Source organism: Mucilaginibacter calamicampi (assembly GCF_042676765.1).
Taxonomy (GTDB): domain Bacteria; phylum Bacteroidota; class Bacteroidia; order Sphingobacteriales; family Sphingobacteriaceae; genus Mucilaginibacter; species Mucilaginibacter calamicampi.
This window is the reverse complement of record NZ_JBHTHU010000002.1, coordinates 251,560-265,558: the sequence shown is the minus strand read 5'-3', so window position 1 is coordinate 265,558 and position 13,999 is coordinate 251,560. Positions and strand designations below refer to the sequence as shown.

The window sequence follows — 13,999 nt, the reverse complement described above, 5'->3', positions numbered from 1 at the left end:
ATGAAAAGAATTAGTCATATAATCTCCCTTATAACAATACTTTGCCTGGTAAGTTGCACAAAGGGCTTTGTAGAGAAGAACCAGGACCCATATGCCATTACAAAAATAGATCCCGGTTTGTTATTTACCGGTGCGCAACGCGGGATGAATGCAGGCGGCTGGGATGGTGAGCAAACCATTGTACAACAATACATGACTGCTTATAACGCGGGCGCAACGTCAGGTTTTAATTTTAACGAAGATATAGATGGAGTTAACAGCCCGCGTTGGGGTATTTATAACGGAGTAATTAAGCCCTTGGTACAAATTATAAGCCTTGTTAAAAATGATGCGGCCAGTAAAAATCTGTACCAAATGACACGGATTTGGAAAGCGTACGCCTTTATGACCCTGGTTGATACTTATGGCGATGTGCCTTATACAGAGGCAGGTAAAGGTTACCTTGAAGCGATAAATTATCCTAAGTACGATAAAATGGCCGCTATTTACACTGACCTTTATAACGAACTTAAATCTGCTACTGCCGCCTTGTCTACATCAGGCGAATATGTAACCAGCGATTTGTTTTTTGGTGGTGCAACGGCCTCAAGTCCGGCGCTGATATCAGCACAGATAGACCATTGGAAAAAAATAGGATATTCGCTAATGCTGCGTTTAGGTATGCGCTATTCAAAAGTTGACCAGGCCAAAGCGACGAGCATTGTACAGGAGGCATTTGCAGGCGGTGTAATACTGTTAAACAGCGATAATGTTGTAGTTACTCAGTATAGCGCTGCGGTGCCCAACGGTTTTTCTAACTTACAGCGCACGGTTAGTCCGTATTTTTATTACCTGGCCGAACCTTTTGTTAATCAGCTAAAAGGAACTAACGACCCCCGTTTGAAGTATATAGGAGCCAGCTATGCCAAACCGCAAGATTTTACAACTACGCGTGATACTATAACTGCCAACCAATACGGTTTTCCGGTGGGTTATGATCAATCAACAGTTGTAAATTATCCGGGTTACAGAGGCGTTAAAGAGGGCGGGCAAAACTATACCCAACTTAATTATGGTGTAGTGGCAAATAGTGTTGCGCCGGCAGTGTTTATAACCGCTGCACAAAGCCAATTATTATTAGCAGAAGCTAAATTTAGAGGGTGGATAACCGGTGGTTCAACACCTCAGCAATATTATGAGGCCGGTGTAAGGGCATCTATGGATGAATGGGGTTTATATCCGGGCGTGCAAAGCCCTGCGGTTTCTGAAGCTTCTAAGAGTTCTTATCTACGCCAGCCTGCTGTTCTTTACAATGATGCAAACGCGCTTAAGCTTATCAATATACAATACTGGATAGCAAACGTAACAAATGGCCCCGAAGCATTTGCTAACTGGCGGAGAAGCGGATTCCCGGTATTGCAACCCAATATGTACAACGATAAATTAAAGGGCGGCTTCGCCAGGCGTATGGCTTATCCAAACGCGGAGGAATCTCAAAACCCTGAAAACTATAAAGCGGCGGTTGCCAGCATGGGCGGTGATGGATTAACACAACGCGTGTTTTGGGATATACCGTAAAAACACATAACATTTCATAACACAAAAAACCCGGATGGCTTCCGGGTTTTTGTGTTATGTTGGGTACATTATTTTATTAAAATATTCTCAGATGCTATCATTTCCAAAAGAGCATCTTCTTTTAATATCCGGATATGTTTACCAATTAATTTTATCAGGTCAGCCGCAACCAACTCATTTACCGCCCTAAAAAGACTTTCATACACTGTACCCGAAAATGACGCCAGATCCTGTCGTGAGAGCTCAATATTAATACAGCCCTCATTATTCACCCCAAATTGCTTTTGAAGCGTGATCAGCGCTTGCGCCACCCTTCCTTTAACAGGCATGTGAACAAAGTTGCGCATACGTTTTTCTGATTCATGCAATTCATTCGCAAAAAAACGCATTAGCTTGGTGGCAAAACCATGGTTTATATTAAGCGTCGCTTCAAAGAAAGCCATCGGTATGTAGCAAACCGTAACCGGCTCTATGGCGGTTGCAGAAACGGGGTAAGCGGGTTCATCGCCCAGGCCCAAATGGCCTACAATATCTCCGCGCTGTGCAAATCTCAGTATGATCTCTTTTTCGTGATCCCACCTTTTATGCACTTTCAACTTTCCGCTGTAAACAAAGAACATTCCTGTTACCGGGTCGCCTTCTTTAAATAATGTTTGCGATTTTTTGACAGTAATGTTTTTTCTTTCCTGGCCTATTACCGATACCCATTCAGTTAAACAGGAGCTGCAAAGAAAGCAACTTTTTAGATCACATAAATTTGGTTGGCTCATCCTTTTTTATTTGAAATTCTTATTTACCTATTGCTATATATTGTTTGTGCAATATAAATTATCATATTTAAGCTATAAAATTATATATTTTTATTGTTTAAGTTATATAATGCATTAAAAACATATAAATTTGCAAAAAAATCTACCTGTTACTCATGGAAAAAATTAATAACGCCGCCGGCATCCCCATATCTCCATTGTTAGCCAATATGGAAAACAGTTTATCTGCGGATAATACAATGCAGTTGGTTAAGCAACGCCTCTTAAAGATATGCGTATTATCTGTAATTGTGTCTGTAGCTATCAGTTTGATCGCTAAAGTTTTGATAACCCTCATCAATATTGTAACCGGCGTGGCTTTTTTTGGAAAATTTATGACGGATTACCACAGTCCGGCAGAAAATCACCTGGGATGGTGGGTTGTAATTATACCCGCTATAGGTGGTCTGTTAGTTGGCTTTATGGCGCTATACGGGTCAAAAGCAATTCGCGGCCATGGCATACCAGAAGCAATGGAACAAATTTTAACTAATCAAAGTAAGATCAAACCATCCATTACTTTTCTTAAGCCGTTATCATCAGCTATAGCAATCGGCACGGGTGGGCCTTTTGGCGCGGAGGGGCCAATTATAGCAACAGGCGGTGCCCTGGGTTCAACATTGGGGCAATTGATGAATATTACTTCAAACGAACGAAAGATAATATTAGCTGCCGGTGCCACCGCCGGGATGTCTGCTATATTCGGTACGCCAATAGCTGCCGTGTTTTTAGCTATCGAATTATTACTTTTTGAATTCTCGCCACGGTCAATACTACCGGTGGCACTTGCCTGCATTACGGGTGCGGCCGGCCATCATATATTGTTTGAAGCTGGCCCGGTATTTCCAATGCCAAATATTGAACTTCCATCAAATGGTGCTTTGGCTATTTACAGTGGAATAGGCTTAATTATCGGTTTTATTTCTATGGGCGTCACCAAAATAGTTTACCTTATAGAAGACGCGTTTGATCACCTTCCTATCAAATGGCAGTGGTGGCCGGCTATGGGCGGATTGGCCGTTGGATTGATAGGCTATTTTGCACCGCATACTTTAGGGGTAGGCTATGATAACATTGTTAATGTTCTGTCCGGAGCAACGGCCATACTTATCGTTTTACGACTGTGTCTGTTTAAGTTCCTTTCCTGGGCCATCGCTCTCGGAAGTGGCACATCGGGCGGAACACTTGCTCCGCTGCTAACCATTGGTGGAGCAGCAGGGGCATTGTTGGGCTATGTTGTGCTGATGTTATTCCCGGATAGTGGTATTAATCTTCCGCTTGCGGCGCTTATAGGCATGTCTGCTATGTTTGCCGGGGCTTCAAGGGCTTATTTAACCAGTATTGCCTTTGCATTGGAGTCTACAGGTCAGTTTAACGCGTTGCTGCCATTGCTGGGTGGATGTACCGCTGCGTACATAGTCTCGTTTTTTCTGATGGAAAACACCATCATGACAGAAAAAATAGCACGCCGCGGTGTAGTAACGCCAGATTCGTACGAACCGGACCTGTTAGTTAAGATATCTGTAGGGCAGGTTAATAACACAGCAATTAATATCCTAAACCCTGAAAATAAAATAGCAAACATCAGGGACATGATCAGATCGGGACAGATTGGTGCAGAAGAGTATTTTGTCGTTTCAGATGACAACGGTAACTACGTCGGTATTGTCGGTCTTCATGATATAAATGATCATCAAAATGAGCCGGAATCGATATTAGAGGACATAATACAACATGTTAATTTATATGTAAGGGCAAATGATAGCTTAAGAAAAGCAGTTGAAATTATGTCAGCAGAAAATTTAAAAGCTATACCGGTACTTGCCGATGAAAGAATTGTAGGGCTGCTTAGCGAAAGTGACATTATTCAGGCCTATAAAGACGAGCGTAAAGAAAACGAACAGTCAACGGTTCATATCTCATTAAAAAGACAAAAGTTAAAAGTTATGAGCCGCGGAAAGAACATGTTCAAACCGCAATCTTAACTGAGCTTTACACTTATTATTAATCTAAGTGTATTGTTTTTTAATGGCTATCTTTTTTATTAGGCACAAGTTACCTTGTATGGGCAGCTATTGAATTGCAATTGATGTTTATATTAAGCATCTTTAAATACAATCATTCAGTACCTGATATTCTCTCAAAAAATGAAAAGATATTTATTGCTTTTGCTGTGCACAACTATGGCTATTAATACATGGGCGCAACAGCCCGATCCTAATTTTGAGCTTTATATATTGGCCGGGCAGTCAAACATGGCGGGCCGGGGGCCTATAACCGATGCCTATGCAAATGCCGGAAGCGAAAAAGTGTTGATGCTTAATAAAGAGGGCAAATGGGTGCAGGCCAAACATCCCTTACATTTTGATAAGCCTACAGCAGCGGTTGGACCGGGCCTGGCCTTTGGTTTGGAAATGTTGAAAGCTAATCCAAATGTTAAAATAGGGCTGATACCAACAGCTGTTGGCGGATCGCCGATAGAAAGCTGGTTACCCGGCGCGTTGGATGCTGCCACCGGAACGCACCCTTATGATGACGCGGTTGCGCGTATTAAACTGGCCATGCAGTCCGGCGTGATAAAAGGTATTATATGGCACCAAGGCGAATCAAACAGTAACAGGCCCGAGCAGGTGAAAGCTTATCTTGAGCAATTGAAAGAACTGATAGGCCGTTTCCGAAAATTAACGGGCAATGACAATATTCCCTTTGTGGCCGGTGAGTTGGGACGCTACGCCACGTTTGGCAATATTAATGACGAGATAGACAAGTTGCCGTCGGTAGTGCCTTTTACTGCTGTGGCTACTACAGAGAATTTGGTGCATCGCGGTGATAACCTGCATTTTGACAGCTCATCAGCAGATGAATTGGGCAAAAGGTATGCTGCTAAAATGTTGATGTTGCAAAAAAAGAAATAGCAATAAAACACAGTCGCGTAACATTTTTAGGCTGGCCGTATCTAACCCCGCATTAAGTAGATTTGACAACACTTATGCAGGATTTTGAGACCATTTATACACTTTATTCTCCCCAGATTTTCAGGGTATGCATGGGTTATGTTAACGATAGTGAGCAGGCCAAAGATCTTACGCAGGAAACCTTTATATCAGTTTGGAAAAATCTTTCTTCATTCAGGAACGAATCAAAAATAAGCACCTGGATCTATCGTATCGCTACCAATAACTGCCTGCGGGCGTTAGAGGTGGGGAAGCGGATGGTTAAAACTGAACTGCCTTTACATCTGCCCGATATCCCTGATGAAAGCCCGGAAGAAAGATTGAGATTTTTATACAGGGCAATTTCTGAACTGGAAGAAACCGAACGCATTATTATTTCGCTGCTACTGGAAGACCTGCCGCAGGGTGAGATTGCGGATATTGTAGGCCTTAACCCGGGAACGGTGCGTGTAAGGATACATCGCATTAAAGAAAAATTAGCTATTAAATTCAGGGAGCATGGACAATTTGAATGAACTGAAAGCCATTTGGCAAACGGCAAAAACCGATGGACTGCCTACAACCGCAGAAATAGTTGAGATGGCTAAGAAATTTCGCTACCAAAAGCTTCGCAATAAAGTATTGTCAATAGTGGTAGGAGTGGGCGCTATAGTTTTGATGTTTGCTTTTTACCTCAATAAGCCTGACCTGGCAATAAGCACTATTGGAGGGATAATTTGTACCGTATTGGCATGTTCGATATTGATTTATACCAACGCCCGGTCAATGAAACGGTTTATTGATATGCATGATTTAAGTAACAAGCAGTTTATTGAATTTTTAGAGCAAACCCGCCACAATCAATTGTATTACTACAAATATACCCAGGTGTTTGGCTTGCTGTTCAGCTCAATAGGTTTGCTGTTATTCCTGTATGAATTTGTACAGAAAAACACTGCAATGTCTGCTGCATTTTATACGATAGCTGTGTTGTGGACATTATTTATGTGTTTTTACATGCGACCGCGTAATTTCAAAAAGCAGTCTGCAAAAATGGAAAGAATGTTAGCATCATTAAAAAAAATAAACGATCAGCTTCAATGAAAAAAAGAACTTTAAACTTGTGGCTTGTTTGCACATTACCATTAGTTCCGTCTATTGTGCTTTTGGTAAACATCCCCGATTTTTTACGCGGGGCTTTAACCGGCGTTTGCATCGGTTTGCAATTGATGTTTTGGATTCTGTTGAAAAAGAAAAACATTAATTGCAGAACAAATGGAAGCGGATTGTTTTAAGGATATTAAAAGCAAAAACTTTTATAGTTTTGAAAATTGCTTTTAATCAATGTGCTATGAAAAAGATATTTATAACTGCCCTTATTTTTTCGATATACACAGCAACGCTTTTTGCGCAGGTCACCAAATCTTCAAAGATGGTTAGTCCGCAATGGTCAAGGGCCAAAGCCGAGGGCTGGTACAAACAGCAGGCGTGGGTAAGGGGTGCCAATTTCATCCCCAACACCGCGATTAATCAGTTAGAAATGTGGCAGGCGTCGACATTTGATCCTGCAACAATAGACAGGGAGTTAGGATGGGCAGAAGGTATCGGTTTCAATACCATGCGCGTTTATCTTCACAGCTTAGCCTATCAACAGGATCCCGTGGGTTTTAAAAGCCGGTTAAATCAATACTTGGGTATCGCTTCAAAGCATCAAATTAAAACCATTTTCGTTTTTTTTGATGATTGCTGGAATCCTGATCCTAAAATTGGAAAACAGCCTGAACCTAAAACCGGAACACATAACTCCGGTTGGGCACAAGATCCGGGCAGGCATATCACTACAGAAGCTGATTTTGCAAAACTTTCTGTTTACGTTAAAGATGTAATGACAACGTTTGGGCATGATAAACGAATCCTGCTTTGGGATTTGTATAATGAACCGGGCAATACAAAAAAAGGTAATGAATCATTAGAATTGTTAACAAGAGTGTTTAGCTGGGCGCGCCAAACCGTGCATGATCAACCTATTTCATCAGGACTTTGGGCGTGGAACCTAACTGATCTGAACACTTTCCAGGCTTTAAATTCTGATATTATTACTTACCACGAGTACGAGGACCCGGATCGTCACCTTCGTATCCTGAATTTGTTAAAAACACATGGCCGCCCTTTAATATGCACAGAATATATGGCAAGGCGCAATAACAGCTTATTCAGTAATGTCTTACCAATGCTTAAAAAGCAAAACGTTGGTGCCATAAACTGGGGATTGGTATCAGGCAAAACAAATACCATATATGCTTGGGACACGCCGATAGCAGATGGTAGCGAACCGCCCCTATGGTTTCATGATGTGTTTAGAAAAGATGGTACCCCTTACAAGCAGGAAGAAGTGGATGTTATAAAGGAACAAACCGGGAAGAAGTAAAAACACCTCAGATTAAACTTATTGGAGCGCCATATGTCATAAATACATTAATTCCAATAATTTATGAAGACAGCGGTAAAATATTCCACCTTTTTATTTCTTGCTGTAGTAATAGTATTCTCGTCGGCATTTATTTTTATGCCCGGTGCAGACTTGCAGGCTCCCGTATTTCCGTATAAAAAAGCAGGCTTAACACAGAGGCAGGCCGCTGCGCATTTATTGAATAGATTTACTTATGGCGCCACACCCGGCGAGGTAGATAAAGTGGTAAAAATGGGCATTGAGAAATGGTTCATGCAACAACTGGATGGCAATTTACCCAACGATTCATTAAACCAGATTTTAGATAAATACGATGCGCTTAAGCTATCTAATACCCAAATTGTTGCCCAATACCCAAAAAACGCCGTTGTGTTACGCATGGCTGTGCGGGATGACGTCGTTGATAAGGATTCTGTAAAAACAGATCGTAAAGAATATCAGCAAGTGCTTCAAAATTACATGCAGCAACATGGGCTTAAGCCTGAGCAGGAGCTTTTAAGGCAACTATTTAATCAAAAAGTTTTACGTGCAGCTTATAGCAATAACCAACTGCATGAGGTTTTAACTGATTTTTGGTTTAACCATTTCAATGTTTCTTTAACCAAAAATCAGTCTGCCCAGTTCATAGCTAACTATGAGCGCGATGCCATTCGCCCCAATGTTACTGGCAATTTTGATGCTTTATTGTTGGCTACTGCTAAATCCCCGGCAATGCTATATTACCTTGATAATTTTAACAGCACAGGCACAAATGTTCAGCGCCCGCGTGCGTTAATCAGAAACGCCGCTAATAATAAGCCCGCGAAAAAAGCGCAGGGATTAAACGAAAATTATGCCCGCGAAGTAATGGAACTGCATACGCTGGGCGTTGATGGCGGGTACACGCAGCAAGATGTAACACAAGCAGCAAGGGTTTTAACAGGATGGACGGTTTTTCCGATGGGTGCATACGGCAATGCCGACGCTGTACAGAAACTGGTTGATAATATAGGTGAAAAAGGGCTTAAGCAACGGGGTTTTGTACATGATGGCGATTTTTTATTTACGCCTAACAGGCATGATAACGACGAAAAAATTGTTTTAGGTAAAAAGTTTGACGAGGGGGGCGGATACCAGGAAGGGGTTGAACTGCTTGAATTGTTAGCGCATCACCCATCTACTGCGAAATTTATCACCAGAAAACTAGCTATCCGCTTTGTTAACGATGATCCGGCACAAAGTTTACTTGACAAAATGGCTAAGACTTTTACGCAAACTAACGGTAATATTCGCCAGGTGCTGATCGCTATGGTTTCCTCGCCTGACTTTTGGAGCGCTAAAGCGCTTCGCCAAAAAACTAAATCGCCGTTTGAGTTGGTTATAAGTTCTGCACGTGCATTAAATGCGCGAATAGATCAGCCTGTCCAGTTATATAACTGGGCCAATAAAATGGGGCAGCGTATGTATGCCTATCAGGCACCTACCGGTTTTCCTGACAGGTCGCAATATTGGATCAACAGCGGGGCGTTACTTAACCGGATGAATTTTGGCCTCGCTATGGCTACAGGGCGCGTTCCTGGTGTTAAGGTTAATCTGGCTGCGCTAAATAATAATCATGAGCCTGAGAGCCCCGAAGCAGCATTAGCGACCTATAGCAAGTTACTAATGCCTGAGCGAGATCTGAGCGCTACCATAAAACAACTTACCCCAATGTTGAGCGAGAAGGAGTTGGTTAATAAAGTAGAAGCAGCCGCGGCCAAGGTCCCGCAGGCCGGTAAGGGCGATGATATGATGATGGAAATGAATGATGCTCCAAAAAAGAACGCCAAAAAGAGCGTTGCGCGCACTAAAACAAACGGTAATAATAGCATGCTGGCGCAGGTAGTGGGCGTTATTTTAGGCTCGCCCGAATTTCAGAGGAGATAATTAACAATAAGGCAATGGTAACAAGAAGAGGTTTTATTAAATCAGGTGGGTTGGCTTTACTTGGAGTAGGGTTAATGGGCGGCATACCATCGTTTTTGGCAGAGGCCGTTGCCAGCGAGAAAAGTCGCGCACTTTACTCAAAAAAGAAGGTACTGGTTTGTATATTTCAGCGTGGCGCTATGGATGGCCTTATGGCGGTTACACCATTTACCGATAAATATTTGAAAGCGGCCAGGCCAACGCTATTCATGTCGGCCGCCAAAAATCAAAATACTAATTCGTTAATAGATCTTGATGGGCACTTCGGTCTGCATCCGGCCATGGCGCCCTTTGCCGATTTGTTTAATCAGAAGCAATTGGCAATAGTTCATGGTATAGGTTCGCCCAATAACACACGCTCACACTTTGACGCGCAGGATTATATGGAATCGGGCACGCCGTTCAATAAAGGCACGGCAAGTGGATGGCTCAACAGGGCGGTTGGTTTGTTGGGTCATGATGCTACACCTTTTCAGGCGGTAAGCCTTACATCATCTTTACCACGCTCTTTTTATGGCGATAACCCAACGTTGGCTGTTAGCAGTCTGCAGGATTTCGCCATACAAATGCGCGGCAATCCCGGCGGAGCAAATATAGCTGCAAAAAGCTTCGAAGATCTTTATCAGCAAACATCGTCATCGCTACTTAAGCAAACCGGAAAAGAAAGCTTTGACGCTGTTAAAATGCTGCAAAAAACAGACATCAAAAACTATAAGCCTGCTAATAATGTAATTTATCCTAACACACCTTTGGGTAATTCGCTTAAACAAATAGCGCAATTGATTAAAATGGATGTTGGGTTGGAAGTTGCATTTACCGAATCAAACGGATGGGATACCCATTTTAACCAGGGAACGGATAAAGGCTTATTTGCGCGTAACGTAGCTGATCTTAGCGCTTGTATTGCCGCTTTTTGGAATGATATAGGAGCTTACCAGGATGACGTTACGGTAATGACCATGACTGAGTTTGGCCGTACAGTAAAGCAGAATGGCACGGGTGGTACTGATCATGGCCGCGCATCATGCAATTTTATTCTAGGTAATGATGTAAAGGGCGGTATGGTACACGGGAATGTTAAGCCCCTGGCAATGGAAAACCTGGAGGATGGGCGCGACCTCGCCGTTACAACAGATTTTAGAAGTGTCTTCAGCGAAGTAGCTGACAGACATCTGAAATTGAATAATGACCGTGTGTTGTTTCCTGACTGGAAAGGAGATAAAATAGGGGTAATGCGCACTTAATGTTTAAGTATGGCTATTTGAAGCGCTTTGCTCAAAATATCCTCAATGTCTGCTAATGGCAAATCAACATTAGCATCAAACAGCATTATTTTCATGCGTGCGCGTTTCTCCATTATCAATGCCGGATGATCTATCAACTTACCATCAACAATACCCAAATAGGGCTGATGTAAGGTTTTATGCACCCACAAATAACACAGCATTTTGCCTTTGTAGCAAAACATGGGCATACGGTACTTCCATTCAGCCGTTATGTTTTTATCCTGATTTAAAATGATGGTCCGCAAGGCCAGCAAACAACTTTTAGTTGGCTCTGGCTGCTTAAGATAGAAATTGTCGAGATCGCCTGCCATAATAAAATGCCAAATATTGTTCCCCCTTCAGGGGGCTAGGGGGCTCAACCTTTGTCTTATAGCTTCGTATAAAATTACACCCGTAGCTACCGAAACATTCAACGATTCGATCTCGCCATACATAGGTATTTTGGCCAGATGGTCCGCTATGCGAATGATCTCATTACGTACACCATCTTCTTCAGATCCCATTACAATGGCTGTGGGTGCGGTATAGTCGGGTTGGTAAATATAATCTTTGGTTTTCTCGGTGCAGCAAACCAATTGCAGACCCGATTCCTGAATAAAACGAACCGTTTGTATAAAATTATCATGCCTGCAAACCGGGATCTTATACAATGCACCGGCGGAGGTTTTTATAGCATCGGGATTGATCTGCGCTGAGCCTTTAGCGGGTACGACAATAGCGTGCACTCCGCTACACTCAGCAGTACGGGCTATGGCACCCATGTTGCGTACGTCGGTAATAGAGTCCAGTATCAGTATAAGCGGTGTTTCCCCTTTTTCAAATATCTGCGGAATGATGTCTTCTATTTTTTGATAAATAATAGGCGATATAAAAGCTACAACACCCTGATGGTTTTTCATGGTGAGGCGGTTAAGCTTTTCAACAGGAACCTGCTGCGCAGTAATATTGTAGTGGTTAAGCAGTTCCTTTAGTTCGGCCATTAAGCCGCCACCTACACCACGCTGCACATAAAGCGACTCAATTTCTTTGCCAGAACGGATGGCTTCTATCACCGCGCGGGTACCAAATACCATTTGATTGCTTTCTCTGGGCTCCCTGCTCTCCCGGTTATTATACATCATTTTTTTATATAACTATCTGAAAAACAAAAGTAGCTATATTAATTGATTAAGCCTTTATTGAAGTGTTTTAACGGGACGTTGGGGGCTTTGGTTAACATGTTAAAAACGTTATCCACATTATATTAAGTGCCTGAATTTCAGAACGAAATTTTGCTATTCAACAAGTTATTAACAATGGGTGTTAATTAAAATCATTTAAAACGATATCAAAAATGCGGTTTTAATTTTATGGTGTTAACCAAATGTTAACGATAGTTGTCTATTTTTGATACATGATTTTTGAGAACGAAAATTCCAATTACAAGCCGAATACTAACGAAAAAAGAAGCCGGATAACTAACCCCACTCCTTACAGTGGATTAGGCAAATTACCGCCGCAAGCAGTTGACCTTGAAGAGGCTGTTTTGGGTGCTTTAATGTTGGAAAAAGATGCGCTTTCATCTGTTATTGATATTTTAAAACCCGAAGTTTTTTATCACGATAAACATCAGCGAATATTTCAGGCTATCCGTACGCTTTTTGAAAAGACATCCCCGGTTGATATCCTTACCGTAACCGCGCAATTACGCACGTTAGGCGAGCTGGAAATGATAGGGGGTGCTTACTATATTACTGAACTTACCAACCGCGTTGCGTCTGCAGCTAATATTGAATATCACTCGCGTATCATCATTCAGAAATTTATTCAGCGCGAATTGATCAGGATATCTACGGAGATAGTAAACAGCGCGTATGAGGATACTACGGATGTGCTTGACCTTTTAGACAAAGCCGAAAAGAATTTATTTGAGATAGCTCAAAATAACCTTCGCCGCGATTCACGTAAAATGGACGACCTGTTGCACGAGACGCTAAAGGAAATTGAATTACTTAAGGATAAAAAAGACGGTCTTACAGGTATAGCATCAGGCTTTACCGAGCTGGACAGGATGACCTCCGGCTGGCAAAAATCCGATCTGGTTATTATTGCAGCCCGCCCTGCGATGGGTAAAACAGCCTTCGTTTTAAGTTGCGCACGCAATGCCGCGGTTGATTTTGATAAGCCAGTAGTAGTGTTCTCGCTGGAGATGTCATCTATTCAATTGGTTAATCGTTTGGTATCCGGCGAGACTGAAATTGAACAGGAAAAGATAAGAAAAGGCACGTTGGAGGAGTGGGAGTGGCAACAGATCCACTCAAAAGTGGGAAGATTGGAACAGGCCCCGCTGATTATTGACGATACACCGGCATTGAATATTTTTGAGTTTCGCGCCAAATGCCGCCGTTTAAAATCACAGCACGATATCCAGCTGATTATAATTGACTACCTGCAATTGATGCAAGGTAAAGCCGACGGAAAGGGTGGGGGTAATCGTGAGCAGGAGATAGGTAGCATATCAAGGGCATTAAAATCGGTAGCTAAAGAGTTAAATGTGCCCGTTATAGCATTGTCTCAATTAAGCCGTGCGGTTGAAAACCGCCCCGGAGGTTCAAAACGCCCCATGCTGTCAGATTTACGTGAATCGGGATCTATTGAGCAGGATGCGGATATGGTATTGTTCCTGTACCGTCCGGAATATTACGGATTGGAAGTTGATGAAGACAATAACCCAACACAAGGCGTTGGTGAGGTTATTATAGCCAAGCACCGTAACGGTGAAACTGGACGCGTAAGACTTAAATTTGTGGGTAAATACGTTAAGTTCACCGACCTGGAAACTTCCGATAGCTTTGAAGCTCCAAGTCCGTTTGCGGGCCTTAATCCATCTCAAAATTTTGACAAGCCAAGCAATTTCATAATCCGGCCATCCAGTATGAATGATATGGAGGATGAACCACCGTTTTAATTGCTTATAAACCGTAACTAACTGACAAAGCCACCTTTTTGGGGTGGCTTTGT

The 13,999-nt window shown here is 42.4% G+C and carries 12 protein-coding genes; 9 read left to right on the top strand and 3 right to left on the bottom strand.

Annotated features, from left to right (window positions below; genetic code table 11):
- Positions 1 to 1,557, top strand: a complete 1,557-nt coding sequence (locus tag ACFQZS_RS05420; protein ID WP_377098053.1) for a SusD/RagB family nutrient-binding outer membrane lipoprotein — start codon at positions 1 to 3, stop codon at positions 1,555 to 1,557.
- 68 nt (positions 1,558 to 1,625) lie between these two features.
- On the opposite strand, the gene ACFQZS_RS05415 is transcribed toward ACFQZS_RS05420, so the two are convergent.
- Entirely contained in the window at positions 1,626 to 2,327 is a 702-nt protein-coding gene (locus ACFQZS_RS05415; protein ID WP_377098050.1) for a Crp/Fnr family transcriptional regulator, read from the bottom strand.
- Between the two features lie 155 nt (positions 2,328 to 2,482).
- Here ACFQZS_RS05415 and ACFQZS_RS05410 point away from each other — a divergent pair, with 155 nt between their 5' ends.
- The 7 genes from ACFQZS_RS05410 to ACFQZS_RS05380 all read left to right on the top strand — a co-directional run bounded on the left by ACFQZS_RS05410 (position 2,483) and on the right by ACFQZS_RS05380 (position 10,957).
- Positions 2,483 to 4,351 (top strand): chloride channel protein, encoded by a 1,869-nt coding sequence (locus tag ACFQZS_RS05410; RefSeq protein WP_377098048.1) that lies wholly within the window; start codon positions 2,483 to 2,485, stop codon positions 4,349 to 4,351.
- Positions 4,352 to 4,513: 162 nt separating this feature from the next.
- On the top strand, positions 4,514 to 5,281 hold the full coding sequence (locus tag ACFQZS_RS05405) for a sialate O-acetylesterase (RefSeq protein WP_377098046.1): 768 nt from the start codon (positions 4,514 to 4,516) through the stop codon (positions 5,279 to 5,281).
- Between the two features lie 74 nt (positions 5,282 to 5,355).
- Complete coding sequence (locus tag ACFQZS_RS05400; protein ID WP_377098045.1) at positions 5,356 to 5,835, top strand: RNA polymerase sigma factor; 480 nt, start codon at positions 5,356 to 5,358, stop codon at positions 5,833 to 5,835.
- Positions 5,819 to 6,403, top strand: coding sequence for a hypothetical protein (locus ACFQZS_RS05395; protein ID WP_377098043.1), 585 nt, complete (start codon positions 5,819 to 5,821; stop codon positions 6,401 to 6,403). The genes ACFQZS_RS05400 and ACFQZS_RS05395 overlap by 17 nt, the downstream gene beginning before the upstream one ends.
- A gap of 247 nt (positions 6,404 to 6,650) precedes the next feature.
- Positions 6,651 to 7,727 (top strand): 1,4-beta-xylanase, encoded by a 1,077-nt coding sequence (locus ACFQZS_RS05390; protein WP_377098042.1) that lies wholly within the window; start codon positions 6,651 to 6,653, stop codon positions 7,725 to 7,727.
- Positions 7,728 to 7,790: 63 nt separating this feature from the next.
- Positions 7,791 to 9,674: a DUF1800 domain-containing protein gene (locus ACFQZS_RS05385; protein WP_377098040.1), complete on the top strand. Its 1,884-nt coding sequence runs from the start codon at positions 7,791 to 7,793 to the stop codon at positions 9,672 to 9,674.
- Positions 9,675 to 9,688: 14 nt separating this feature from the next.
- On the top strand, positions 9,689 to 10,957 hold the full coding sequence (locus ACFQZS_RS05380) for a DUF1501 domain-containing protein (protein WP_377098039.1): 1,269 nt from the start codon (positions 9,689 to 9,691) through the stop codon (positions 10,955 to 10,957).
- Here the strand turns inward: ACFQZS_RS05380 and ACFQZS_RS05375 are convergent.
- Positions 10,954 to 11,310, bottom strand: coding sequence for a DUF1801 domain-containing protein (locus tag ACFQZS_RS05375; protein WP_377098037.1), 357 nt, complete (start codon positions 11,308 to 11,310; stop codon positions 10,954 to 10,956). The two genes, ACFQZS_RS05380 and ACFQZS_RS05375, sit on opposite strands and share 4 nt — an antisense overlap.
- A 27-nt stretch (positions 11,311 to 11,337) precedes the next feature.
- Positions 11,338 to 12,117: a 23S rRNA (guanosine(2251)-2'-O)-methyltransferase RlmB gene (rlmB, locus tag ACFQZS_RS05370; RefSeq protein WP_377098088.1), complete on the bottom strand. Its 780-nt coding sequence runs from the start codon at positions 12,115 to 12,117 to the stop codon at positions 11,338 to 11,340.
- Between the two features lie 275 nt (positions 12,118 to 12,392).
- Here rlmB and dnaB point away from each other — a divergent pair, with 275 nt between their 5' ends.
- On the top strand, positions 12,393 to 13,946 hold the full coding sequence (gene dnaB, locus ACFQZS_RS05365) for a replicative DNA helicase (RefSeq protein WP_377098035.1): 1,554 nt from the start codon (positions 12,393 to 12,395) through the stop codon (positions 13,944 to 13,946).
- The last annotated feature ends 53 nt before the right edge of the window (positions 13,947 to 13,999 follow it).